Raw genomic sequence first — 23,190 nt, 5'->3', positions numbered from 1 at the left:
CCTCTTGATGAATAATTAATTAAAAATATGAATTTTTATACCTTTATATCGAAAAAAATTACCGTTTCACTGCCGAATGCGCTTCGATCGCTGCTTTCAGCATACTGACGGCCGACAGCATTTCTTCTTCAGAAACCGTAAGCGGCGGAAGCAGCCTGATGACATTCGGTCCGGCCGGAAGCACGAGAAGCCCGCGTTCCTGCAGATCTCCGATGATGCCGGACACGGGACCTGCGCATTCAATGCCGATTAATAACCCTTTTCCGCGGATTTCTTTTACAAAAGGCCCTGTCAGTTCACGGTTCAGCTGCGCTTTTAAAAAAGAGCCTTTGTCTGCCGCCGCCTGGAGAAAGTCCGGCTGAAACACAATGTCCAAAGTTGCTTTCACAGCTGCCATGGCGAGCTTATTACCGCCGAAAGTCGTACCATGCGTACCCGGCGTAAAGGCGTCGGCAAGCTTCTTTTTGCCGATCACGGCTCCGACGGGAAAACCGTTTCCAAGCCCTTTCGCAGCAGTGATGATGTCCGGAGAGATGCCGAAGTGCTCATAGCCGAATGCCTTGCCCGTCCGGCCGATTCCGGTTTGAATCTCGTCTGCGATAAGCAGCGCCTGTTTGTCTTTGCAAAATGTCTGTAAGGCTTCGATGAATTCCGGATCGGCGGGATTGACTCCCCCTTCTCCCTGCACCGTCTCAAGCATGACGGCGGCGATATCATCCTCTTTTGAAAGTGTGCTGAATGCCGACGGGTCATTAAACGGAAGATAGTGAAAGCCTTGGAGCATCGGTCCGAAACCGGTCTTGATTTTGTCTTGTCCGGTGGCGGCCATCCCCGCATAGGTCCGTCCGTGAAAGGATTGATGAAATGTTACGATTTTTGTCTTTCCCGTTGCTTTACGGGCAAGCTTAATGGCGCCTTCATTCGCTTCGGCTCCGCTGTTGCAGAAGAAAACGAGATCCCCCGCGCTATGTCCGGCAAGCTTTGCCGCGGCTTTTTCCTGAAGATCATTTTCAAACAGATTGGAAACGTGCCATACGCTGCCAAGCTGTTCTTTCACCGCTTCCGTCACCGCATCATGACAATGGCCGAGATTGGAAACGGCGATGCCCTGAATAAAATCGAGATACGTTTTTCCGTTTTCATCCTCTGCGATTGTCCCTTTCGCTTTTTTAATATCGATAGGCCAGCGGCTGTAGGTTTGAAATAGGCTGCTCATGACACGCTCTCCTTTTCTTTAACGATTTTTGTTCCTTGGAAGACTTGATTGGTGAAAAACGCTCCTTTTCCGTTTACGATCATCACTTCCTCGACATCTTCACTCAGTGCCGATAATGCCGAGTTTACCTTCGGAATCATCCCCCCTGAAATTACGCCGTCATCGATGAGGGCCTGAATTTCTTGCGGCGTCAAAGTATCCAGCCTGTTCTCTCCGTCCATAATTCCTTCGACATCCGTGACAAATAAAAGTTTATCGGCGTGTAAGGCTGAAGCGACGGCCGATGCCGCGGCGTCTGCGTTGACGTTCAGCGTTTCGAAATCACTTGTCATGGAAAGCGGAGCGATAACGGGAATGATGCCTTCTTTCATTAATGCGTGGATGATTGACGGATCGGTTTTTTGTATTTCGCCGACTTCTCCGTATTTGTCTTGATTAAGGTAAGACGCTTGAAGGAGACCGCCGTCCTTTCCTGATATTCCCGCGGCTTTCAGCCCGTTTTTCGCGAGTTCGGTTACGAAAAATTTATTGATCGTCCCTGACAAGACCATTTCCGCTGTTTCCAGCACCGGTTTGGTCGTTTTCCGCTGTCCATCGACAAATTCCGTTTCAATCTGCAATGTTTTCAGCATTCTTGAAATGTCCGGGCCTCCTCCATGCACGACGGCAAGGTTCCAGCCCGATTGCATAAGCTCTTTTACATTTTGAAAAAAATCGGCGGATAACTCGCGGATTACACTGCCGCCGCACTTAAAAACGATGGTTTTCTTCATGCCGCTCCCCTTTGCTATGTGCGATAGCTCGCATTGATTTTGATATAATCATAGGTTAAGTCACAGCCCCATGCCCGGCCGCTGCCGGAGCCTTCCTGCAGGCGGACTGCAATCGTAATTTCATCACCTGATAAGTACTCCTTGGCATCAGTTTCCGAAAACGGCTGAGGTTCGTTGTGTTTAAACAGACACTGACCGCCGAGGAAAACTTCCACTTGTTCGGCCGTTACGCTTGCCGCACTGTGCCCGATGGCGCCGATGATGCGCCCCCAGTTGGCATCTGTGCCGTAAACGGCGGTCTTCACAAGGCTTGAGCCGACGATTTTTTTGGCGATAATATTCGCCTCAAGGTTATTTTTCGCGCCTTCGACTCTGGCTTCAATTAATTTCGTCGCTCCTTCACCGTCTCTGGCAATATCTTTGGCAAGGTCTTCGCATACAAGCTTTAACCCCTTTTTAAATGCCGGCCAGTCAGGGTGCTGCTCCGTCAGGCAATCATTCCCCGCGCAGCCGTTCGCCATCACAAGCACCATGTCATTCGTCGATGTTTCTCCGTCAACGGTGATTTGGTTAAATGAAACATCCGTAATCTCTCTGAGCGCATTTTTGAGCGACTGTTCTTCCACGGCCGCGTCCGTTGTGACAAAGCCGAGCATTGTCGCCATGTTGGGGTGGATCATGCCGGAGCCTTTCGCCGCTCCGCCGATCGTGATGATGTTTCCGCCGATCACCAGTTCATAACACGTCTGTTTCGTCACTGTATCCGTCGTCAAAATGGCTTCTTCAAATGCTCCGGACACTGACGGCGCTTGACCGAGCTGTTCAATGCCCGCCTGAATTTTTTTCATGTCTAAAAGCTCGCCGATCACCCCGGTTGACGAAACCGCAACAAGCTCCGGCTCAATGCCGAGCTGGCTCGCGAAGCCGTCCCGCATTTCATAGGCGTCCTTTAATCCTTGGTCTCCCGTACAGGCGTTGGCAATCGCGCTGTTGACGATAACCGCCTGAAGCACGGCCTCTTTTTTTAAGCTCTCTTGCGTCACTTTCAAGGGCGCTGCCTGAAAATGGCTTTGCGTATATACCGCCGCACTGACTGCAGGCGCTTCGCTGATAATCGCTCCGAGATCTTTTTTTGAATAGCGCAGACCGCAGTGCACGCCCTTTGCCTCAAACCCTTTCGGCGAAGATACGCCGCCTTTTACTTTCGTGATTTCCTCACTCAGCTGAATCATATTTTCGAATCCCTCTTTCGTTCTATGGATAGACTGGCGTCATCGTAAGTCCCGTTTCTTCCTGCCAGCCATTCATGATATTTAAATTTTGAACCGCCTGCCCTGCGGCGCCTTTCATCAGATTATCTATGACAGAAACGATGGTGGCACGGTTTGTTCTTTCATCCACGGTGACACTGATATCACAAAAATTGCTGCCGTATACCTCTTTCGTCGCCGGAAATTCACCTTCCGGCCTGATTCTGACAAAATATGAATCTTTGTAGAATTCGGAATACAATTCTCTTACCTGTGCAGCAGACATACCAGGGGGAGCCTCCGTATATATCGTCGCCATAATGCCCCTTGTCATCGGCGCCAAATGTGCGGAAAACGTGATCGGACCTGTGCCGGGCTGCCAAGCCGCTAATTGCTGTTCAATTTCCGGAGTATGCTGATGCTCATTAACCTTATAAATTTTAAAATTATCATTCAGCTCAGAATAATGAGTGCCCATGGATGCTTTTCGGCCGGCACCGGATACGCCTGTTTTCGCATCAACAATCAGAAAAGAATCTTGTAAAAGCTTATTCTTCGCCAGCGGGGCGAGCCCGAGCAGCACAGCCGTCGGAAAACATCCCGGATTGGCAATCAGCTTAGCAGTCTGAATCTCTTCTTTTTGCAGTTCGGCTAAACCGTAAACCGCGCTTTGAATCGTTCCTTTCGGCGCGGCCTTCCGCTTATACCACTTTTCATACACGGCCGGGTTTTGAATCCGCAGATCGCCGGATAGATCAATGACCGGGATGCCCGCCTCCGCCAGCTTGGGCGACCACTCTCCGGAAACGCCGGGCGGCGCGGCTATAAACATGACATCAATTTCGTTTCGAATCGTTTCTATATGAAGCGGCTGAAGTGATTGTGACGCTATATTCCTCAAATGCGGATATGAAGCGGCATATTCTTTTCCTTCGTCGCTCGATGAATATAATATACAATCTTCTGCATAAGGGTGATGGTTAAGAATCCTGACAAGTTCGGCGCCTCCATAACCAGTCGCGCCTATAATACCTATTTTCAACGGGTTCACCTTCTTGGTTTTTGTGAAATTATTTAACATTATAACATGAATAAAAATTAATTCAATTGTATATTTAATATTTTTTCATTCATTTTCCATCGGTTTTCGCTGACAAAAAACCCCCTCTCGATCAAGGGGGTTTCATAAGAAAAACAGGCTGATCGGATCAGCCTGTTTTTTTCAGCATCATCAGCCCGCTTATAAAAAACAGCACGGAGCTGGCGTAAAAAATAATATAAACCGTAAAGAAATCAGCGAGAAACCCGCCGAGAATAATGGCGGCAGCTGAAAATACGGCCGTCCAGAAATGATAGCTGCCGACTTTTTTCCCCCGCTCCCCGCCGTCAGTGTAATCGGCGATCATGATTTTCTCGCCGTGTTTTTGCATGGCGCCGAACAGGCCCAAAAGCACCTGCACCACATAAACCTGGTGCACGCCGGTAATGTGCGGGAGCGTCAGAAGAAGCACCGCCATCCCCCACGAATTCGCCATCAGGAACCAGCGGGGATCCAGTCTTGCCGACAGCCGGCCGAGCAGCGGATGAATCAATGCGCCGCTCAGGCCGAACAAGCCGTATGATAGACCGAATTGCGTGTAGCTGGAACCGATGTTTTTAATAAATAAAATATAAAACGGAAAGATCAGGCTGCCGGCAAAAAAGACACTGCTCTGAGACAGGATCAGCCATTTTAAATGGTTGTGTTTCATGATTTGTACCTCTGATAAAAATAATTCATAAACAAGTCATCGGGATCATATTTGTGTTTTTTCTGAAAGAACATATCGCTTTTCGGATATGCCTCGCGCATCTGCTCTTTCGTTTGATACAGCATATACGGCAGATAATAGCTGCCGCGGTGGCGCAACGCCGTATCCGTCATTTTTCTGACAATCCGCGCTGCACTCGCCTGGCTGTCTTTTGAAAACCCTTCATTGATTAAAAGAACGAGTGAAAACATGTCTTCCTTTGCGTATGACAGATCGGCTTTTTCATTTTTTTGCACGTAGCGGATCGTAATATTTACGAGATTGAGATCTTCATGTGACAGCGTCTTGCGTAAATCATGAATGTACGGTGCAAATTCGCCGACGGGCACGAAGTATTCTTGAAGCACGTCGGTGTTGTCCGTGTTTTCATATTCCAAAAATTTCGATTCTGACCGCATGACATTGTTCCTGGAGACTTTCACGCCGTTTTGACTGAGAAAATAAGACTGCTGGGTTGACCAGAACCAATTTCTTCCCCAGTCATACCGGCGGGAGAGGCCGAGCGCGAATTTCGTCAGCGCCGGATGCTCATCTTCTTTCAGTTCATTGTGCCGCTTTAATTCTTTCTGATTGTCTGAGAGTGTGTAATCAGTCACATACATATCGTGCAAAAAGCCTTTATCCCCTGTTGCGATCCGCGCGAGATGCATGCGCACGGCGGGGTTGCGCTGAACATGCTGCGTAAAATATTGACTGTATGTATCAGCGTTCATGCGTTTCGTTTTCATTTCATAAAGCTCATCATCCGTCAGCTCAATATCCGCGTCAAGGATGACGCCGAACAGGCCGTAGCCGCCGATGACGGCTGAAAACAGGTCATCTTTCGGAGTAACGGTGATGACTTTGCCGTCCGCCTTTAAAAGATGAAACGATTTGACCGTATCAATCAGCGAACCGTACCGGATATCCCGGCCGTGGGCGTTGGCGCTCAGTGAGCCCCCGATCGTAAAAATGTTTTGCGATTGCATGACTTTTACCGCGAGCCCGTACGGATTGACATAGCGCTGAATATCATTCCACGTCGCTCCCGCCTGCACTCTGATGATTTTTTTCTTTCGGTCGAGACCGAGTATTTTGTTGTAGCCCGTCATGTCGAGAACGATGCCGTCTTCATAATACGTCTGGCCGCCCATTGAGTGCTGGGCGCCTGCGATTGAGATCTTCAAATGCTTTCTCTTTGCTTCCTTAATCGTTTCGACCAATGTTTCTTTCTCTTTTCCTTTGACCGTCTGCTTAATTTTCACGGGCATGAGACGGCTGACATCCGTCATTGTCCCTGCCTGCCGCTCCGGCTCTTTGTGAAAGGCGGAAACAGCGAACAGCGCCGTATAAACAAGAATGCTAAGGATAATGAGAAGTAATTTTTTCTTCATGGGTTCCTCCCTCGCATGCAGCCGGTCTATTATATCATGCCTCCGTCCGTTTTTTTCCTTTTTAACCCGATACCGCAAAAAACCCCGAATGGCGGGAAACTTGGTTTTTTTAGTGACTTGCCCTTCTTTCCGCACGCCGGTCTGCAGCGACAAAGCAGACAAAACGGCGCCCGGCAGAATCATGTTTAGTACAGTTCAAAACGGTCATCCGGAAAACATCAGGCATAAAAAATACACAGAAATCCCTAAAAATGATTTTTTAGTCAGTATATAATCGATATATATGCAGATGTATTACCAAAGGGATTGTTTAAAACAAAGATGTTAAATGAGGTGGGGAAAATGAACATAAAAGGGGTCAATCATCTTCTTTTTTCTGTTTCAGATTTGGAAAAATCTATAGAATTTTATGAGAAAGTATTTCATGCACAACTTCTGGTTAAAGGGCAAAAGACAGCATATTTTGATCTGAAAGGACTTTGGCTTGCACTTAACTTAGAGGCGGATATACCAAGAAATGAAATACATAAATCCTATACGCATACGGCCTTTACAATTGACCCAAAAGATTTTGATGCAATACTTCAAAGGTTAAAAAATCTAAATGTAAATATATTAAATGGGCGTCCTAGGGATAAGCAAGATCAAAAGTCAATTTATTTTACTGATCCCGATGGACATAAATTTGAATTCCGCACAGGTACACTCCAAGACAGACTGTCCTATTACAAAAAAGATAAACCTCATATGAAATTTTATATATAAAGGTTTGTTTGCAATCCAAAACAAGCCCTCACTGTCGCTTATATGCAGACAAAAGAAAAGCACCTCCAAACTTTAGGATGTACCTAAAATCCGGGGTGCATTTTCTTATTACTGAATCCCTAATGCGATTTTTGCGTAGCGTGACATTTTGTCTCTTGTCCACGGCGGATTCCAGACGATGTGGACCTCCGTCTCTTTTACATCCGGAATGTCGGCGAGCGCTTTTTTCACCTCGTCGACGATGATCGGAGCGAGCGGGCACCCCATTGATGTCAGTGTCATCGTAACGTGCGTCAGGCCGTCGTCATCCATATCAACGTCGTATACAAGGCCGAGATTGACGATATCGACGCCGAGCTCAGGGTCAACAACCTGCTCCAAGGCGCCCATGATGTTTTCTTTTAATGCTTCTTCCACGTTCCATCACTCCTTTTTCCTCAGTATAACGTAAAAGCGGCTTTTGTTAACACCTTTGTGCTTTATAAATGCTTATCGAACCAGGCGACGGTTTCTAAAACGGCGTATCTCGGGACTTTATGATCAGCCCGTTCGTCTTTCAGAAACTGAAGATGGTCGGGCCGGCTGCTGTAATGAGGTTTAATCGTTTCATAAAATCCGCGGGTCGGTGCATACGGAACGACTTTGTCTTGAACACCGTGCCAGAACAGCAGCGGGCGGCTGCGGAGTTTTTCCGGTTCCAGACTGAGGTCGAACGGTTTGAGCCGCGCAAACAGTTCATCGACCTGTTCTTTTGTGACGTCAATTTCGATGTCCTGCTTTTGAATGTGGTCAATCTGCTGCTGAAAAAATGCCGTATAGTTCGGACTTCCCATCAGACTGACGCCGGCTTTGACCCAATCATACGCAGCCATCGCGCCGAATGTCGTAATTCCGCCCATTGACGTCCCCGCAAGACCGATCCGCCCGTCTTCAATCAGACCGCGCCCTTCAAAATCCTTTTTCAGCACGTCAAGCTCCTCGATTTCATTTAAGACAATGTCCCAAAAATGGACGGCGAGCTCTTCTGCTGACAGCTGTTCAGCGCGTTCACCGTGGTAAAGAGCTTCCGGCAGCACGGCTCTGAAACCCTTTTCAGCAAGCAGGTAAGCGAAATGAAGATTATGCTCCTTCGCGCTTGTAAAACCGTGAATAAAGAAAACAAGGGGAGCGGGACGGTCCCGATTTTCTTCTTTTACAATATGTAAAAACGGAATGCCTGATACGGTTTGATGATCAATAAGAATCACGTTGACTCCCTCCTTAGGATAACCATAATCATAAGTGTAACATGTAGACAATAAAGATGGTAAAAAGCTACACTGTACATAAGAGAAAAACAGCAAATTATATGACAAAAGGAGTTATTTATGGAGACAAAACCTTACCTCATCGCCTTAGATCTGGATGGAACCTTATTAAAAGATGATAAAACCATTTCCCCTGAAACGGCACGGACGATTCAGACGCTGAAAGAAGCGGGCCATCATGTCTGCATCTCAACCGGCCGCCCTTTCCGTTCCAGTTCGATGTATTATGACGAGCTTGGGCTGACAACGCCGATTGTCAATTTTAACGGAGCGTTTGTCCACCACCCGAAAGACGAGTCATGGGGACGATACCACACGTCTTTATCTGTCGATGTGGTCAGACAGCTTGCCGAACTTACAGAGACCTACCAAATACATAATGTGCTCGCTGAGATCATTGATGATGTGTACTTCCATTATCATGATGAGCATTTAATTGAGGCGTTTCATATGAATACGGCGAATGTCACATTCGGCGATCTGCGCGAAACGGTCCAAGAGGATGTGACGTCCGTATTGATTCACGCGAAGGAAGAGGACGTCGCGGACATACGCGCGCATTTATCCGATGTGCACGCCGAGGTCATTGACCACAGAAGATGGGCGGCTCCTTGGCATGTGATTGAAATTATTAAACACGGGATGAATAAAGCGGTCGGCCTGAAGAAAATCAGCGACTATTACCAAGTGCCGAGAGAACGGATCATCGCGTTCGGCGACGAAGACAACGATCTTGAAATGCTTCGATTTGCCGGGTGCGGCGTAGCGATGGGAAACGGCACGGATGAAGTCAAACAGGCCGCCGATCGCGTCACGGGTTCAAATGAAGCGGACGGAATCGCCGATTTTTTAAAATCCTATTTCTCCCTGTGAGGTTTTCCCGCTCATAACACAAAGCCTTCCGCCCATACTAAAACAGACGACTCATCTCGTCTAAATATGGAAGGGGGACATTGCAATGGGTAAACGAAACAAATCAAAACGGTTTATTCAGCAAGGCAAGGACTCTGTCAGTCTTCATGACGCAAGATTTCCATATCGGTCTACATTAGAGGAAGCACAGCATGATGCAGCAAAAGATTCGGCTGAAAGGCAGGTTGACTTTTAATGAGAAACGAACTGTTTTCTCAAGCCAAGTCATTTGTCCAGCAGGCCGTCATGATTGCTAACGGTTTCGAGGACGGCGACCAGGAAAAAGCTGTCTCACGCGCCAAAAATGCCGTGTCTTCCGCGTACGCCAATTCGACGGATGCAGAACGTCAGCAGCTGCACCAATTTCAGGATCAGCTGGAGAAATTGCAATAAAAAAAGGCGCCCCGTTTAGATGAGGGCGCCGCTTTTTTATTTTACTTCAAATGTTTTTACCGTTTTCAGTCTTTTTCCGATCTGATCGGACTTCCCTAAAAACGTCACCGTCACCGTGTATGTTCCCGGACCGGGCACGTTCTTCCACACATCTGAAAAGTCATACGTTTCATTCGGCATTAAGGTCACGGTCTGAAACGCCTGGGTAAACATTTTGTCTTTTGAATAGCGGTACAGTTCTTTGTGATGTTGGTCATGTACGGTCAGTTCGAATTTCTGCCCTGAGCTGAATGTGAAATCGATCGGGCTTTCGCTTTTGTTTTTTAAAGACATTTGAAATTCGATCTGCTGATCTGTCTGCACAGGATTTACGGCTAATTCCGCTTGCTGTTCATTCATCTCTCCGGATACCTCCTCAGCGGGCTCCTTCTGCCCGGATTGACTGCTGCATCCGATCAATAAAATGACCGGTAATAACAGGCCAAACAGCCACTTCATTCTATCCGCTCCTATCAGTCTTTTCTGAAGAAACCAAAGATCCCCGTCGTTTGCACGATGTTTGTGAAGGCTTTCGGGTCGACTTCTTTCACGATTTTCTCAAGGTCATACAATTCGTACCGCGTGATGACGATGATCATCATTTCTTTCTGTTCGTTTGTGTAAGCGCCTTTTGCCGGCACCGTCGTAATGCCTCGGACCATTTTCCCGTAAATCGCTTCTTTGATTTCATCAGCTTTTTTTGTAACAATCATGGCGGTCAGTTTCATGTGGCGCGTGTGAATGGCGTCAATCACCCTTGTTGTGACATACAGAGCGACAAGGGTATATAATGCTTTCTCCCATCCTTGCAATAATCCTGCCGTCAAAATGATAATCCCGTTCAAAATGAAGAAATATGTGCCGACCGGTTTATCCTTCCATTTGGCCAGCACCATCGACACGATATCAAGACCGCCTGTCGAAGCGCCGAATTTCAGCGTTAAACCGATGCCGATAGCTGAGATGACTCCTCCGAATACGGTATTCAGAAGAATATCGTGTGACAGTCTCATTTCCGGGAGAATCCCCATAAAGACGGACGTCAGCGCTACGCTTAATATGCTGTACACGGTGAATGATCTGCCGACTTTCAGCCACCCTAACACACCGATGGGAATGTTTAAGAGGAACATGAGAACTCCTGTCGAAATATAAAAGGGGGCGTATTGATCAACGACGCTTGACAGCAGCTGGGCGACACCGGTAAAACCGCTGGCATATACATTCGCCGGTATCAGGAATAAATTCAGTCCCGCCGCATACAGAAACGCGCCGATGACGACGATTGCTAATTTTTTTACTTGTTCTAGTACCATGGCTTGCTCCTCCGCTCATTTTCATTATTAGCTTTTCCCTTAAAATAAAGTTTTGAACACTATTTTGCCAAATTTATATGATATAGTTGGCATCACTCTCACCAACCGGAAAGAAGGGAATTATGATGACAGTTCACCTTATTGCTGACAGCGCCTCTGACCTGCCGAAATCTTATATTGAAGAAAACCGGATCGGGTTCATTCCGCTGCACGTAACACTTGATGGAAACGAATATGAGGACGCGGTCACCATTCAGGCGGATCATATCTTTCAAGCGATGCGGGAAGGGAAAGTTCCGAAAACATCCCAGGCATCACCGGATACGATAAAAAAAGTATTTTTACAATACGCGGAACTGGGAGAACCGGCGATATACATCGCCTTTTCCTCAGGTCTTTCCGGCACCTATCAGACGGCCGTAATGATCGCCAATGAAGTAAAAGAGGAATTTCCCGATTTTGATTTACGGATTGTAGATTCCAAATGCGCTTCATTGGGCTGCGGCCTCGCGGTGATGCACGCGCAAACACTCTGTGTTAACGGGAATACAATACAAGAAATCGAAACGTCTGTAAAGAACTTTTGCGCACGGATGAAACATATATTTACGGTCGATGACGTCGCCTATCTCGCACGGGGCGGCAGAATTTCAAAAACGTCCGCTTTTGTCGGGGGGCTTTTGAACATCAAACCGATTCTGCATGTGGATGACGGCAGGCTCGTGCCGCTCGAAAAATTGCGCGGACAGAAGAAACTGTTTAAACGGATTATAGAAATGATGAAGGAAGAAGGCGGCGATTGGGCGGATCAAACCATGGGAATCAGCTATGCAGATAATGAAGAGACGGCGATTGGGATGAAGGAAATGATTGAAGAAGCGTTCCATCCGAAAGAGATCATTCTTCATTCAATCGGCTCTGCGATCGGCGCCCACTCCGGGCCGGGCACGCTCGCGATTTTTTTCCTGAAGCCATAATTTCAATGCGGGCGGGCATCCTAACGGACAGAAGGGAGGCTTTGCCGCATGAAAGATGATGACAAAAAACCGTTGGACAATAACGCCGTAAATCAGAAAAAGAACCGGCTTGCCGAAAAAAACCGGCAGGCGGGAAAAAACCAGAATTCCAAAAAACCGGACCATCTGTAAAAGCAAAACAGCCCTCTTGTCTTAGAAGAAAGAGGGCTGTTTTTTGCGCACGGATGTCTGTTACAAAGTAAACCGGCGGACCTGATCGTTTAACCGCTCTGTCAGGCTCACCAGATTATTGACGCTTTCCGCCATTTTATGAAAAGAAGACAGCTGCTCAAGTGCGGAGGCAGAAATCTCTTCGCTTCCTGCAGCCGTTTCCTGAACGACGGCGCTGATGCTTTCGGCATGATGCAGCACTTGCTCACCAAGCTGTTTCGATTCGATGATCCGTCCGTCCAATTGAGTAAGCTCCGCCTTAATATGGGCGGCTTTTTGTTCAATATGGGCGAATGATTCTGACGTTTTCTCCATCAGCTCCTGCTGTCTGTCCGCTAAAGCGACGCCGGTCGTGACAGCTCCGGTAATAGATGTGATGCCGTCTTCAATTTGCTTTACCATATCGAAAATCTGCGCGGTCGCTTTGGCTGATCCGTCTGCGAGCTTCCGTATCTCCTCGGCAACGACGGCAAATCCTTTTCCGGCCTCGCCTGCTCTGGCCGCCTCGATTGCGGCGTTTAATGACAGCAGATTGGTCTGGCCCGCAATGTCGGAAACGGTCTGCGCCATCATACTGATGCCTGCCGCATGCTCTATGAAGAGATCGGCGGCTTCGGAAATCTCTTTTGATGTCTCATTGCTTTTATCAATGGCTTGCTTGGTCTCGGCTAAAGCACCTCGCCCCGCAGCCACCGCCGCAATCGTCTCTTCGCTGCTTCTCGTCGTTTGTTTTGAACGTTCGGCGTTCGCCTTTGAATGTTCATCCATTTGTTCAATGAATTGCACCGCATGCTGCAGATCTTCTGAAATGGTTTGGGAGCCTTGCGCCATTTCTTCCGTCGATACGGACACCTGCTCGGTCATGTCCTTCAGCGTCTGGTTTTCCTTCGTCAAACCTTCCGCAAAAGTCTCGACTTCACGGCCGACCTCTCCGATCGCCTGAATTAAGGTGCGGAGCTGTTCAGCCATCATTCCGAATGAGTCATTCAGCTCTTTCAGTTCGTCCTTCCCTTTATAATCAAGCATTTCAACGGCAAGGTTCCCCGCTGCAATACGACGGGCATTTTCAGCCATGCGGCGGATCGGCCCTGCAATTCTCTTCGTCAGCCTGATGGAAGATATGACGGTGACGGCAAGTATCACGATGGTCAGCACGGCTGCGCTGTAAACGATAAACTGAATCTGGTCAGCCGTCTGCTTCTGCATGTCTTCATAGTGATCCCGGCTTTTCAGATTCAGCATATAAATATCATTCAGAAGACCGTTGATGCGGGCCGCCGTCCTTGTCGCTTCAGCCGGGCTTTTCGAATCAAGAGCAGCGTCCGCCTCCGCCTGCCACGATTCGTATTTTTTGGCGAGTTTGTCATAAGCGGCTTTGTCCGCATCGTCCGTCATCGTTTTTTTGAGCGCCGCCAGTTTGTCCGAGCTGCTTTTCATATAGCTTTGTACATCTTCTTTCTGGGCGTCTGCGAGCGTATAGGAATAGCCGGTGATGCTTTCTTTTAACGTATTAAGGTCGGCTTTTGCTTCCTGGACGTTTAACAGCGCGTCCACTTCATCTTCATTTGAAGCCTGAATCTTCATCATGTTTACGATGGTAAAGCCGATGACGGCGGCGAAGCAAATCATCGTAACGGCTGCGTTAACGAGCAGCCTTGTCCGTAATGTCACTTCAGATCGCCTCCTTTTTCAATCAGACTGTTTTTCATATCCGTGATCTTTTTCGTCAGCCCGCCTGCGTTTTTGACAACTCTGATCTTGGCTAAGTCCATGCCGTTTTCCTTCAGTCCGTAAACGATCTCACCGCTTTTGATCTCCTTGTTGTCTTTTAAATCTTTCGCCAATTCATAGATGACATGGTCGACGTTTTTCACTAAAGAAGAGATAACGGCGTGCTCGGCGGTGTAATATTGATCGCTGTCAACACCGATGGCGTATACTTTTCGCGCCTCCGCTTCTTTCAGTGCGCCGACACCCGTGAAGCCGGCCGCCGTAAACAGGACATCGGCTTTTTTTCGGATCATGTTTTGGGCGATGCGCTTCCCGAGCTTATCATCATCAAACGTACCGCTGATTTCCGACAGCACGCGGATGTTCGGTTTGACTGATTCCGCGCCTTTCAGATAGCCTTTCTTAAACCGTTTAATGACGTCGGCATCTGAACCGCCGATAAATCCGATCGTGCCGGTTTTGCTCGTCATAGCCGCGAGCGCTCCGGCTAAGAAGCTTCCTTCATCCTCTTTAAACGTGACGGAGGTGACATTATCCAGGTCTGATACAGAATCAATCAGCACAAACCGCTGCTTCGGATATTTTTTGGCGACCTTTTCTAAATCCGCCTGCATGCTGTAACCGAGCCCCACAACAAGATCATTGCCTTCCCGGACAAGCTGGGTCAGTCCTTTTTCGTACGTACCGGTGTCTTTTATTTCTCTGTAATCAAATGTGATGCCGAGCTCGTCTCTTGCTTTCATCAAACCTTGAAAGCCTGAATCATTAAATGATTGGTCGCCGAGGCCGTTGTCTGTCAGCATGATGCCGATTGTTTTCGTTTTTTCAGCCGCCGCCCCCTCGGATTTGCCGGCACATCCCGCCGTGCTGAGCGCAAGCAGCAGTACAGCCGCAAATATCGCCATTTTTCTCATTGAAACTCTCCTTTTGTTTTTTTCTATAGTTATATATCGGTTCGGATGTCAGAATATTTTATTTCAATAAAATATGTATGTTCGGCAGGGTGATAAACAAATGAGGGCATAGAAGCTTTTGAGAAAATAAAAAACACCGGTTTTGGTTCACCGATGTTTTTGCAGAAAATTTATTGTTTTTCGTATGTCCAGCCGTCTTTCTGATACACTTTGCCGTTTTTCATCAGGTGCCCGAGCGCCCGCTTAAAGGCGGCTTTGCTTAAATGAAACCGTTCGCGGATATCGTCAGGATCGCTTTTGTCTCCGTAAGGCATCGCGCCGTTTCTTGATCTCAGATAGGTCAGAATCTCCTCCGCGTCAACCGAAAGCGCATCCTGCTTTCTCGGCAGCAGGGACATGTTGACGGAGCCGTCTTCCTTCACCTCGATGACACGCCCCGTCACGCGGCTGCCGAGTCTCGGCTCTTCTTTTCTTTCTGAAGGGTGAATAAACGCGCGGATGCCTTCATCGGTAATCAGAAAAGAGCCTGATGCGATCAGTCTGTACACCGTGCCTGTCAGGTCTTTATTCATGACGTCTTCCTCTGCATCCGTAAATAATTCACTGATGATATCCTCAGGCGCCGGCTTGGCAAACATGCGTCCGCGGCTTGTCACCTTCAGCATGCAATACAGTCTGTCGCCTTTTTGCGGCCAGACGGATTTGTACGGAGGCAGGTGCTCCGTTGCGACGAGCGCGTCTTTTGACAGACCGACGTCGACGAATACGCCCATATCCTCCACAGCGTCCGTCACTTCCACCCATCCGTAGTCATAAAAGCTGATGAGCGGCTTTTTCATCGTCGCCGCGAGTCTTTCCTGATGATCGACGTAAATAAATACGTCCACTTCATCTCTGTCTTCAATATCCTCTGTAATTTCACTGTTATGTAAAAGAACCGTATCCTCGCCGTCGGTTAAAAAATAACCGAAATCGGTTTGGTGATCTATACTAAGCGTGAGCTGCTGCCCTGGTCTCATGTTATCGTCCTTCCTGATTCGCCCGTATGGGGCTGATGTTTTTCTCATTTTTTCCAATATGCATAAATTCATGCTTTATGCAGTTGGACATTTCTCTTTATTCTACTATAATCAACTCATAAGTGAAATGTTATAGGAGGTTTTCTCATGGCAAAAGAAAGTTCTTTTGATATTGTATCCAAAGTTGAATTTCCCGAAGTGCAGAATGCGATTCAGATGACGCTGAAAGAAATCGGCACGCGCTATGACTTTAAAGGATCTAAAAGCGATGTAACTTTAGAAAAGGAAGAACTTGTCCTGATTTCTGATGACGAGTTTAAGCTGAATCAGCTCAAAGATGTGCTGAGCGGCAAGCTGATCAAACGGGACGTGCCGACGAAAAACATTGAATACGGCAAAATCGAAAATGCCTCAGGGGGCACGGTGCGCCAGCGCGCGAAGCTTGTACAGGGCATTGATAAAGACAGCGCCAAAAAAATCAACGCGGTGATTAAAAACTCCGGCTTGAAGGTCAAGTCGCAGATTCAGGACGACCAAGTGCGCGTCACCGGAAAAAATAAAGATGATCTGCAGCAGATTATTGCAGCCGTCCGCGGGGCAGACCTGCCGATTGACGTTCAATTTATTAATTTTAGATAAATTATGTGATTCCTATTGATTATTGTCTCTATTTTCGGTAAATTTGGAGAAAGGGATTTTCACAGTTAAGTTTTGGAAACCCATGACAATTACATGAACGTTCTTATCAAGAGAAGCCGAGGGACTGGCCCGACGACGCTTCAGCAACCGGTGTAATGGTTTAACCCAAACCATGACCAAGGTGCTAAATCCAGCAAGCTAAAAACAGCTTGGAAGATAAGAAGAGAGACAAATGATTACAGAGTCTTCTTCTTAAGAAGACTTTTTTTATTTCTCTTTTTTCCTTGCTGAATGTGACGAAGGAGGCAAACAATGGGACTATTACAAGACTTAAAAGAACGGATTTTAATCGGGGACGGCGCGATGGGCACTCTCCTCTATTCCTACGGCATTGACAGATGTTTTGAGGAACTGAACGTATCAAAGCCCGAGGAAATCAAGCGGATACATAAGGCTTACGTCGAAGCCGGGGCAGACATCATCCAGACAAATACGTACGGCGCGAATTTTATTAAGCTCTCAAGATACGGACTTGAGGATGAAACGAAAAAAATCAATCAGGAGGCGGTCAGAATCGCGCGCGCTTCCTCAGACGGCGCTTATGTATTGGGAACGATGGGCGGCATCCGCACATTTAACAAAAACGCCTACAGCCTGGAGGAGATTAAACGCAGCTTTCGGGAGCAGCTTTATTTATTGCTTCACGAAGAGCCGGACGGTCTGCTCCTGGAAACATACTATGATTTAGAAGAGGCGCGCGAAGTGCTGAAGATAGCGAGAAAAGAAACGGAACTTCCGATTATGCTGAATGTATCCATGCACGAACAGGGCGTGCTGCAGGACGGAACGCCGCTTCGGGAAGCCCTCAGGTCAATTGCCGATCTCGGCGCTGACATAACGGGAATCAATTGCCGGCTCGGCCCGTACCACATGATTGAAGCGCTCACCGAAGTGCCGATATTCCGTGACGCTTATTTATCGGTCTATCCGAACAGCAGCCTCCCGTCTTTAGAAGAAGGCCGGCTTGTTTATGATACGGACGATGCCTATTTCCGGGAGAGCGCCGTACAGTTCCGCACTCAGGGCGCGCGCATTATCGGCGGCTGCTGCGGTACGACGCCAAACCATATCAGAGCCATGGCTGAAGCGGTCTGCGGACTTTCTCCCGTCACTGATAAAGAAGTGAAAATCAGACGGGAAGAAGAAGTCATCTCAGTTCGGAACGAACGGACCGAGCCGGGTTTAAACGAAATCGCCGCTCAAAAACGGTCAATTATCGTAGAGCTAGATCCGCCAAAAAAATTGAATTTTGACAAATTTCTGCAAGCGGCGGCTGAATTAAAAGAAACCGGCATAGAAGCGCTGACGCTTGCCGACAATTCATTGGCGACACCGCGGATCAGCAATGCCGCCTGCGGTTCATTGCTGAAAGAGCGCCTTGATATCCGTTCTCTCGTTCACATTACATGCAGAGACCGCAACATCATCGGCCTTCAGTCACATTTAATGGGGCTGGATACGCTCGGGCTCACCGACATTTTAGCCATCACGGGTGATCCTTCAAAAATCGGCGACTTTCCGGGGGCTACCTCCGTCTATGATTTAACGTCCTTTGACTTGATCAGGCTGATTAAACAATTCAACGAAGGCATTTCTTTATCAGGGAAACCGCTCGGCAAGAAAACGAACTTTTCCGTAGCCGGAGCATTTAATCCGAATGTCCGCCATCTTGATAAAGCGGTAAAACGGCTGGAGAAAAAAATCGAGTGCGGAGCTGACTACTTCGTGTCCCAGCCTGTCTACTCGGAGCAGCAGCTCATTGACATTCATCATGAAACGAAACATCTCAAAACACCGGTGTATATCGGAATTATGCCGTTAACGAGCAGCCGCAACGCAGAGTTCATTCATCATGAAATCCCGGGCATTAAGCTGTCAGACAGCATCCGGGAAAAAATGGCGCTCGCCGGCGAAGACAAGCAAAAGCAGAAAACCGAAGGCCTCGCCATCGCCAAGTCGCTTCTCGACACGGCGTGCGAACTGTTTAACGGAATTTATTTAATCACCCCGTTTCTCCGTTCTGATTTGACATCAGAACTTGCAGCTTATATTAAGCAAAAGGATGAAAAGCGGGCTGATGTATATTTGCATTGACGCGGAAGAGGCCGCCTGATATGACAGGCGGCTTTTTCATGGTACGATACAGAAAAAGAATCAAGCAAAGGAGGATTTTTTTATGGTTGAAGTAAAACCCATCACCGCAGAAGACACATACGCGATCAGACACTGCGTGCTGCGCCCCCATCAGACGATTGAGGATTGTAAATATGATCAGGACAGCGTCAAAGGAGCATTTCATCTCGGAGGTTTTTACGACGGGACATTGATCAGCATCGCTTCTTTCTACCCACAGAACCAGCAGGCTTTACAGGCGGCGCCCGCCTACCAGCTGCGCGGCATGGCAACGCTTGAAGAATACCGGACGCAAAAAGCGGGAAGCACGTTAATCGCCTATGCGGAACGAAAACTGGCAGATATGGGGGCGGCGCTTGTCTGGTGCAACGCCAGATGTCACGTGAAGGGATATTACGAAAAGCTCGGCTGGAAAAGCACGGGCAGCCCCTTTGACATACCCGGCATCGGCCCGCATGTGATCATGTATAAAGAACTCGCCTGAAACAGACAAAAGCCCTTGGCATCCCTTATAAGGGCTTTGTTTTGTTATCTTTCGGCGTGCCGGATGACGTTCAAACGGAATGAAGCTTTTATAAGCGCCGCTATTGACGCGATCCCGCTTTGATATTAACCTTTGTTCAGTAAACAACACGCAATTCGGCAAGGGTGGGCAGGGGCGAAAACGATATCTGCCAATTGCCGATTTCAGCTATTATGTTTAGAAAAGGGAGTATGAGATGAATACGATCCAAAAACCGAAAATCCCGAAAGAATTGCCGGTGCTTTCTTTCACTGAAGCGCTTCAGGACGAGGAGCTCAAAGAAGTCATCATTGAAAACGGCATCGTAAACGGCAAACTGGACGGCCTGCGCGCCGAAAAAGTCATTTTCAGAAACACCGTTTTTACGGATGTCTCTTTCAGACATATGGAATGTACGGATGTCCTGTTTGACAAATGTGATGTCTCAAACGCTGATTTCAGCGGAAGCATCATCCATAGAACGGCGTTTCAGCATTCAAAACTTCTCGGCTTGAATCTGGCGGATTCCGCCATGCGTCATGTACGGTTTGAAGACTGCCTCGCAAATTACAGCTCCTTCAGCTATTCCAATATGAAGCATGTCCGTTTTGACTCGTGCGGCCTTTCAGAAAGTGAGTGGAATGATGCTGTTCTTGAATACACAGATCTTGACGTCTGTGATTTGAACGGCGCAAACTTCATCGGCACGTCTCTTTTTAATATGGATATCAGCACGTGCACATTTGATCATCTGCACGTCTCGCTTGATAAGCTGAAAGGATGCCGCATCTCTCCGTCTCATGCCGTTACATTCGCAGAAGCGCTCGGCGCCATCGTGACGTAATCTTTTATTAAACGAAACCGCGGATACAGGCGGCCGGCTCCCCGGCATCCTGAATCAATGCTCGGCATTGGTGATGTGGGGTGCTGCTTTTTATTTTGCGGCGCTTTTGTTTCGATAAAAGGAATTCGGCCAGGCCATGTTGAATGTACCGGAAGGAAAAGGGGGAATTGGAATGTCAGACATTTTAAAGCTGTATCACTACCACAGATGGGCAAATGAGCAAGTTATTCAGCATCTGAAGACCCTGCCCGCGGCAAGCTTACAGCAGGAACTGGATAGTGTTTTTCCGACTTTGAACGCCGTGCTTGTGCATATATGCCGGGCTGATTACATTTGGCTTCACGTGCTTTACGGAGAAACTTACGAACAAATCGTCTCGCAGTTTGATCAATTTGAAAAGCTTGACGGAGATTTTGAGGCGATTGAACATAGAATGACTGAACTGGACAAAGAATACAGCGAATTTTTAAGAGAATCGGAGAACATGGAAGGCCCGATCTCCATTTCTCATCCGCGCATGGGAACGCTTCGGACGACATATGCCGATGTGATCCGGCATATTGTGAATCACGGCACATACCATCGCGGCAATATAAGCGCGATGCTTCACCAAATGGGCTATAAAGGCGTGCCGACTGACTACATTTTTTTCTCATATGAATTATAAAAAAGCAAAGGCATGCCGGGCCTTTGCTTTTTTACTTCGAATCTATCATAATCCGGCATAGCCGGGGGCGCCCGGGGTAAGCTTTACAGGCCTTCCGGTTTTAAAAGATTCCGTCGCGGCGATCCCGATTTTTAAGTTAATCGCGGCATCGATGTCTGTCACAATCGGCGTTTCCCCTTTTTTCACACATTCGGCAAAGTGCTCAAGCTCCAGACGGTAAGCGTCTTTAAAGCGGGCTTGAAAATCCGGAATAATTTCGTAGCTGCTGCCTGACTCCGTTAAAATGGTGACATGGCTTTTCCGCAGCGTGCCGACTAAAATGCTTCCCTCCGTCCCGATAATTTCCGCGCGGATGTCATGGCCGTACGGAGAATTTCGGCTTGCCTCCACATCGCCGGCCGCGCCCGAATCAAATTCAAGATATGTTAATGCCTGATCGACATCGCCGCACTCCTCCATGAACGGGTGCTTTAAAATCCTCCCGTGCCCGCTGACGGACGTAACCTCGGCATTCATGAGATATCTCGCGATGTCGTAATCATGAATCGAGCAGTCAATGAAAAGCCCTCCGCTATGTTTGATAAATTCCGCGGGCGGTGCGCCTTGATCTCTTGTAAATCCTTTATAATAAATGGGTCTGCCGATTTCCCCGGCGTCGATTCTTCTTTTCGCGTCGGCGTATGCCGGATCAAACCGCCTCATAAAACCGACCTGGCAGATGACGTCCGTTTCTTCGATTTTTTTCATGACTTTTATCGATTCCTCAAGACTCAGGGTGAGCGGCTTTTCAACAAAGATGTGCTTGCCGTTTTCAGCCGCCTTCATGATCATTTCCGCATGTGTGCTTGTCGGCGTGACAATGATGACGGCGTCAATCGTGAGATCTTCCAGCAGTTCATACGGATTCTCCGTCCATTTGGCGATTCCTAATTCTTTCGCACACGCTTCCGCCTTCCCCTTCATCGGGTCACAGACGGCCGCAAGCTCGGCTCCCCGCACTTCGCCGGCTAAATGCTTCGCATGAAAATACCCTAATCGTCCTAATCCCAGCACCGCACACCTGACTTGATCTGTCATCTATCACCGCTCCTTTTTTCTTGAGGCCGCATGCCGCAATGGCGCAAGCGGTTTCTCTTATTAAACAGAAATCATTATTTTGAAAGCGCTTTATTTACAACTCAAGCTGTTTGCTTTCTTTGCTTGCAATCCGCAGTATTTGCGCAAGCGCTTTCTCAAAAGCTGTTTTAATTTTACAATGCTTTTCGCTCGTTTGACAATGTTTTTCACAGAAAAAAACGCGCCTTATCGCTGAGGGCGCGTTTTTACCGGTGCCGTAGAATGCCTGATGACGAGTTCCGGAGATAAAATGATTTTGCTTTTTGTTTTTTTCTTCCCTTGAATCTCATCAATGAGAAGTTCAACGACACGCCGCCCCATTTCGCGGATCGGCTGAGAAATCGTCGTGAGCGGCGGTGCCGTCATTTCAGCGAGAATGGTATTGTCAAAGCCGATGACGGACAAGTCTTCCGGCACCCGAATGCCCCGGGAGCGCGCCGCCTGTATCGCCGCACATGACAAGACATCATTAAAGGCGAAAACGGCGGTCGGAAGGTCTCTGTCAAACAGCTCGCCCGCTGCCTGTTTTCCGCTTTCCAGCGAATATTCCGTCGGTATGACCAGCGATTCATCTAGTGTCATCCCCGCTTCCCGCATCGCTTTTTGAAAACCTTTGATTCTGTCTCTTTCACCCGTGGTCGAACCGTTTCCGACGATACAGGCGATTCTTTCATGGCCTAAAGATATGAGATGCTCAGCCGCCGTATAGCCGCCGAGAAAGTCATCGATAATGACGACGTCCATCGGCGCGAGCGGTTTATCCTGCGTAATCATCGCAAGCGGGATGCCCGATTTCACAATATCATCAAGCGCCGTGACGCTGTCATCATGATCAAGTCCCGTCGCGAATATAATGCCGTCCGCCTGCTTCTGCCGCAGCATCGAAAAATACTTCGTTTCTTTTTCAGGCTGATAATCGGTGCTGCAGATAATGATATGAAACCCAAGTACACCGGCGCTGTCTTCAATGCTTTTCGCCAGTTCCCCGAAAAACGGGTTTGAAATGTCCGGGGTGATCAGGCCGATCATATTCGTCTTTTTGCCCGTCAAAGCGGATGCGTGAACATTCGGATGATAGTCCATCTCCTCCATGACACGGAGCACCATCCGGCGGGTTTTGTCACTGATCCTCCCCGTATTGTTGATGACCCGCGAGACGGTCGAGATGGAGACGCCCGCTTTTTCGGCCACGTCGTAAATTGTCATTTTCATGCTTACCGATC

The 23,190-nt window shown here is 48.0% G+C and carries 26 protein-coding genes and 1 riboswitch; of the genes, 11 read left to right on the top strand and 15 right to left on the bottom strand.

Translation table 11 applies throughout. From position 1 onward, the window contains the following. Positions 1-58: 58 nt before the first annotated feature. From L3V45_RS05515 to L3V45_RS05490, 6 genes are all read right to left on the bottom strand, one after another. Positions 59-1,216, bottom strand: a complete 1,158-nt coding sequence (locus tag L3V45_RS05515; RefSeq protein ID WP_032857784.1) for an acetylornithine transaminase — start codon at positions 1,214-1,216, stop codon at positions 59-61. Further along, a complete protein-coding gene (gene argB, locus L3V45_RS05510) occupies positions 1,213-1,989 on the bottom strand; it encodes an acetylglutamate kinase (RefSeq protein ID WP_003155075.1) in 777 nt (258 codons plus the stop codon). The genes L3V45_RS05515 and argB overlap by 4 nt, the downstream gene beginning before the upstream one ends. 14 nt (positions 1,990-2,003) lie before the next feature. Next, positions 2,004-3,221 carry a bifunctional ornithine acetyltransferase/N-acetylglutamate synthase gene (argJ, locus tag L3V45_RS05505; RefSeq protein ID WP_043866979.1) on the bottom strand — a complete coding sequence of 406 codons (1,218 nt, stop codon included), beginning with the start codon at positions 3,219-3,221 and terminating at the stop codon, positions 2,004-2,006. A 22-nt stretch (positions 3,222-3,243) separates the two neighbouring features. Next, complete coding sequence (gene argC, locus L3V45_RS05500) at positions 3,244-4,281, bottom strand: N-acetyl-gamma-glutamyl-phosphate reductase (RefSeq protein ID WP_043866978.1); 1,038 nt, start codon at positions 4,279-4,281, stop codon at positions 3,244-3,246. Between the two features lie 166 nt (positions 4,282-4,447). After that, positions 4,448-4,990 (bottom strand): MFS transporter, encoded by a 543-nt coding sequence (locus L3V45_RS05495; RefSeq protein WP_003155082.1) that lies wholly within the window; start codon positions 4,988-4,990, stop codon positions 4,448-4,450. Next, on the bottom strand, positions 4,987-6,423 hold the full coding sequence (locus tag L3V45_RS05490; protein WP_014304772.1) for an FAD-binding oxidoreductase: 1,437 nt from the start codon (positions 6,421-6,423) through the stop codon (positions 4,987-4,989). The genes L3V45_RS05495 and L3V45_RS05490 overlap by 4 nt, the downstream gene beginning before the upstream one ends. Positions 6,424-6,765: 342 nt before the next feature. Here L3V45_RS05490 and fosB point away from each other — a divergent pair, with 342 nt between their 5' ends. Continuing rightward, positions 6,766-7,188 (top strand): metallothiol transferase FosB, encoded by a 423-nt coding sequence (gene fosB / locus L3V45_RS05485; RefSeq protein ID WP_043866977.1) that lies wholly within the window; start codon positions 6,766-6,768, stop codon positions 7,186-7,188. Between the two features lie 108 nt (positions 7,189-7,296). Here fosB and L3V45_RS05480 read toward each other — a convergent pair whose 3' ends face one another. Together L3V45_RS05480 and L3V45_RS05475 are read right to left on the bottom strand one after the other, a co-directional pair. Continuing rightward, positions 7,297-7,605, bottom strand: coding sequence for a metal-sulfur cluster assembly factor (locus L3V45_RS05480; RefSeq protein WP_003155088.1), 309 nt, complete (start codon positions 7,603-7,605; stop codon positions 7,297-7,299). A 62-nt stretch (positions 7,606-7,667) separates the two neighbouring features. Next, positions 7,668-8,435, bottom strand: coding sequence for a prolyl oligopeptidase family serine peptidase (locus L3V45_RS05475; protein ID WP_046559480.1), 768 nt, complete (start codon positions 8,433-8,435; stop codon positions 7,668-7,670). Between the two features lie 120 nt (positions 8,436-8,555). On the opposite strand from L3V45_RS05475, the gene L3V45_RS05470 reads away from it, so the two are divergent. The 3 genes from L3V45_RS05470 to L3V45_RS05460 all read left to right on the top strand — a co-directional run bounded on the left by L3V45_RS05470 (position 8,556) and on the right by L3V45_RS05460 (position 9,800). Then, positions 8,556-9,368 (top strand): Cof-type HAD-IIB family hydrolase, encoded by an 813-nt coding sequence (locus L3V45_RS05470; protein ID WP_003155092.1) that lies wholly within the window; start codon positions 8,556-8,558, stop codon positions 9,366-9,368. Between the two features lie 85 nt (positions 9,369-9,453). After that, a complete protein-coding gene (locus L3V45_RS05465; protein WP_003155094.1) occupies positions 9,454-9,603 on the top strand; it encodes a hypothetical protein in 150 nt (49 codons plus the stop codon). Then, positions 9,603-9,800 (top strand): DUF3813 domain-containing protein, encoded by a 198-nt coding sequence (locus tag L3V45_RS05460; protein ID WP_003155097.1) that lies wholly within the window; start codon positions 9,603-9,605, stop codon positions 9,798-9,800. Before L3V45_RS05465 ends, L3V45_RS05460 begins: the two co-directional genes overlap by 1 nt. Positions 9,801-9,836: 36 nt before the next feature. On the opposite strand, the gene L3V45_RS05455 is transcribed toward L3V45_RS05460, so the two are convergent. Continuing rightward, a complete protein-coding gene (locus tag L3V45_RS05455; RefSeq protein WP_003155099.1) occupies positions 9,837-10,298 on the bottom strand; it encodes a BsuPI-related putative proteinase inhibitor in 462 nt (153 codons plus the stop codon). Positions 10,299-10,312: 14 nt separating this feature from the next. Then, complete coding sequence (locus L3V45_RS05450; protein ID WP_003155101.1) at positions 10,313-11,155, bottom strand: YitT family protein; 843 nt, start codon at positions 11,153-11,155, stop codon at positions 10,313-10,315. A 125-nt stretch (positions 11,156-11,280) separates the two neighbouring features. Between L3V45_RS05450 and L3V45_RS05445 the strand changes: the two genes are divergently transcribed. Together L3V45_RS05445 and L3V45_RS05440 are read left to right on the top strand one after the other, a co-directional pair. After that, positions 11,281-12,132: a DegV family protein gene (locus tag L3V45_RS05445; protein WP_230639796.1), complete on the top strand. Its 852-nt coding sequence runs from the start codon at positions 11,281-11,283 to the stop codon at positions 12,130-12,132. Between the two features lie 48 nt (positions 12,133-12,180). After that, positions 12,181-12,303 carry a DUF3941 domain-containing protein gene (locus L3V45_RS05440; protein WP_003155105.1) on the top strand — a complete coding sequence of 41 codons (123 nt, stop codon included), beginning with the start codon at positions 12,181-12,183 and terminating at the stop codon, positions 12,301-12,303. A gap of 60 nt (positions 12,304-12,363) precedes the next feature. Here the strand turns inward: L3V45_RS05440 and L3V45_RS05435 are convergent, their stop codons facing one another. From L3V45_RS05435 to L3V45_RS05425, 3 genes are all read right to left on the bottom strand, one after another. Next, positions 12,364-14,013: a methyl-accepting chemotaxis protein gene (locus tag L3V45_RS05435; RefSeq protein ID WP_025851994.1), complete on the bottom strand. Its 1,650-nt coding sequence runs from the start codon at positions 14,011-14,013 to the stop codon at positions 12,364-12,366. Further along, positions 14,010-14,987: a BMP family lipoprotein gene (locus tag L3V45_RS05430; RefSeq protein ID WP_014304767.1), complete on the bottom strand. Its 978-nt coding sequence runs from the start codon at positions 14,985-14,987 to the stop codon at positions 14,010-14,012. The genes L3V45_RS05435 and L3V45_RS05430 overlap by 4 nt, the downstream gene beginning before the upstream one ends. Positions 14,988-15,157: 170 nt before the next feature. Continuing rightward, entirely contained in the window at positions 15,158-16,054 is an 897-nt protein-coding gene (locus L3V45_RS05425) for a CvfB family protein (protein ID WP_169539338.1), read from the bottom strand. Between the two features lie 99 nt (positions 16,055-16,153). On the opposite strand from L3V45_RS05425, the gene L3V45_RS05420 reads away from it, so the two are divergent. The 5 genes from L3V45_RS05420 to L3V45_RS05400 all read left to right on the top strand — a co-directional run bounded on the left by L3V45_RS05420 (position 16,154) and on the right by L3V45_RS05400 (position 20,851). After that, positions 16,154-16,645, top strand: coding sequence for a YajQ family cyclic di-GMP-binding protein (locus L3V45_RS05420; RefSeq protein WP_003155112.1), 492 nt, complete (start codon positions 16,154-16,156; stop codon positions 16,643-16,645). Between the two features lie 100 nt (positions 16,646-16,745). After that, a riboswitch (SAM riboswitch) is annotated at positions 16,746-16,868 on the top strand. Positions 16,869-16,957: 89 nt separating this feature from the next. Continuing rightward, positions 16,958-18,799, top strand: coding sequence for a bifunctional homocysteine S-methyltransferase/methylenetetrahydrofolate reductase (locus tag L3V45_RS05415; protein WP_236837283.1), 1,842 nt, complete (start codon positions 16,958-16,960; stop codon positions 18,797-18,799). Between the two features lie 82 nt (positions 18,800-18,881). Then, positions 18,882-19,322 carry a GNAT family N-acetyltransferase gene (locus L3V45_RS05410; RefSeq protein ID WP_236837282.1) on the top strand — a complete coding sequence of 147 codons (441 nt, stop codon included), beginning with the start codon at positions 18,882-18,884 and terminating at the stop codon, positions 19,320-19,322. 235 nt (positions 19,323-19,557) lie between these two features. Beyond that, positions 19,558-20,184 (top strand): pentapeptide repeat-containing protein, encoded by a 627-nt coding sequence (locus L3V45_RS05405; RefSeq protein ID WP_014304763.1) that lies wholly within the window; start codon positions 19,558-19,560, stop codon positions 20,182-20,184. A gap of 172 nt (positions 20,185-20,356) precedes the next feature. Then, complete coding sequence (locus tag L3V45_RS05400) at positions 20,357-20,851, top strand: DinB family protein (RefSeq protein ID WP_015388457.1); 495 nt, start codon at positions 20,357-20,359, stop codon at positions 20,849-20,851. 45 nt (positions 20,852-20,896) lie between these two features. Here the strand turns inward: L3V45_RS05400 and iolG are convergent, their stop codons facing one another. Both iolG and L3V45_RS05390 read right to left on the bottom strand, forming a co-directional pair. Continuing rightward, positions 20,897-21,928: a scyllo-inositol 2-dehydrogenase gene (gene iolG, locus L3V45_RS05395; RefSeq protein WP_003155118.1), complete on the bottom strand. Its 1,032-nt coding sequence runs from the start codon at positions 21,926-21,928 to the stop codon at positions 20,897-20,899. A 225-nt stretch (positions 21,929-22,153) separates the two neighbouring features. Beyond that, complete coding sequence (locus L3V45_RS05390; RefSeq protein WP_025852006.1) at positions 22,154-23,179, bottom strand: LacI family DNA-binding transcriptional regulator; 1,026 nt, start codon at positions 23,177-23,179, stop codon at positions 22,154-22,156. Positions 23,180-23,190: the final 11 nt, after the last annotated feature.

The sequence above is a fragment of the Bacillus sp. R45 genome (genome assembly GCF_021729365.1).
Taxonomy (GTDB): Bacteria; Bacillota; Bacilli; order Bacillales; family Bacillaceae; genus Bacillus; species Bacillus velezensis.
The sequence above is the reverse complement of the archived record's forward strand: the minus strand, read 5'-3'. Positions and strand labels throughout refer to the sequence as shown.

What these genes read in the sequence shown, in the direction of transcription:
- L3V45_RS05515 (WP_032857784.1), bottom strand. Translation starts at nt 1,216, where the DNA reads ATGAGCAGCCTATTTCAAACCTACAGCCGCTGGCCTATCGATATTAAA.
- L3V45_RS05400 (WP_015388457.1), top strand. Translation starts at nt 20,357, where the DNA reads ATGTCAGACATTTTAAAGCTGTATCACTACCACAGATGGGCAAATGAG.
- L3V45_RS05465 (WP_003155094.1), top strand. Translation starts at nt 9,454, where the DNA reads ATGGGTAAACGAAACAAATCAAAACGGTTTATTCAGCAAGGCAAGGAC.
- L3V45_RS05390 (WP_025852006.1), bottom strand. Translation starts at nt 23,179, where the DNA reads ATGAAAATGACAATTTACGACGTGGCCGAAAAAGCGGGCGTCTCCATC.
- L3V45_RS05455 (WP_003155099.1), bottom strand. Translation starts at nt 10,298, where the DNA reads ATGAAGTGGCTGTTTGGCCTGTTATTACCGGTCATTTTATTGATCGGA.
- L3V45_RS05420 (WP_003155112.1), top strand. Translation starts at nt 16,154, where the DNA reads ATGGCAAAAGAAAGTTCTTTTGATATTGTATCCAAAGTTGAATTTCCC.
- L3V45_RS05430 (WP_014304767.1), bottom strand. Translation starts at nt 14,987, where the DNA reads ATGAGAAAAATGGCGATATTTGCGGCTGTACTGCTGCTTGCGCTCAGC.
- L3V45_RS05405 (WP_014304763.1), top strand. Translation starts at nt 19,558, where the DNA reads ATGAATACGATCCAAAAACCGAAAATCCCGAAAGAATTGCCGGTGCTT.
- L3V45_RS05450 (WP_003155101.1), bottom strand. Translation starts at nt 11,155, where the DNA reads ATGGTACTAGAACAAGTAAAAAAATTAGCAATCGTCGTCATCGGCGCG.
- L3V45_RS05470 (WP_003155092.1), top strand. Translation starts at nt 8,556, where the DNA reads ATGGAGACAAAACCTTACCTCATCGCCTTAGATCTGGATGGAACCTTA.
- L3V45_RS05410 (WP_236837282.1), top strand. Translation starts at nt 18,882, where the DNA reads ATGGTTGAAGTAAAACCCATCACCGCAGAAGACACATACGCGATCAGA.
- argB (WP_003155075.1), bottom strand. Translation starts at nt 1,989, where the DNA reads ATGAAGAAAACCATCGTTTTTAAGTGCGGCGGCAGTGTAATCCGCGAG.
- L3V45_RS05425 (WP_169539338.1), bottom strand. Translation starts at nt 16,054, where the DNA reads ATGAGAAAAACATCAGCCCCATACGGGCGAATCAGGAAGGACGATAAC.
- L3V45_RS05495 (WP_003155082.1), bottom strand. Translation starts at nt 4,990, where the DNA reads ATGAAACACAACCATTTAAAATGGCTGATCCTGTCTCAGAGCAGTGTC.
- fosB (WP_043866977.1), top strand. Translation starts at nt 6,766, where the DNA reads ATGAACATAAAAGGGGTCAATCATCTTCTTTTTTCTGTTTCAGATTTG.
- L3V45_RS05440 (WP_003155105.1), top strand. Translation starts at nt 12,181, where the DNA reads ATGAAAGATGATGACAAAAAACCGTTGGACAATAACGCCGTAAATCAG.
- L3V45_RS05460 (WP_003155097.1), top strand. Translation starts at nt 9,603, where the DNA reads ATGAGAAACGAACTGTTTTCTCAAGCCAAGTCATTTGTCCAGCAGGCC.
- argJ (WP_043866979.1), bottom strand. Translation starts at nt 3,221, where the DNA reads ATGATTCAGCTGAGTGAGGAAATCACGAAAGTAAAAGGCGGCGTATCT.
- L3V45_RS05445 (WP_230639796.1), top strand. Translation starts at nt 11,281, where the DNA reads ATGACAGTTCACCTTATTGCTGACAGCGCCTCTGACCTGCCGAAATCT.
- L3V45_RS05415 (WP_236837283.1), top strand. Translation starts at nt 16,958, where the DNA reads ATGGGACTATTACAAGACTTAAAAGAACGGATTTTAATCGGGGACGGC.
- L3V45_RS05490 (WP_014304772.1), bottom strand. Translation starts at nt 6,423, where the DNA reads ATGAAGAAAAAATTACTTCTCATTATCCTTAGCATTCTTGTTTATACG.
- iolG (WP_003155118.1), bottom strand. Translation starts at nt 21,928, where the DNA reads ATGACAGATCAAGTCAGGTGTGCGGTGCTGGGATTAGGACGATTAGGG.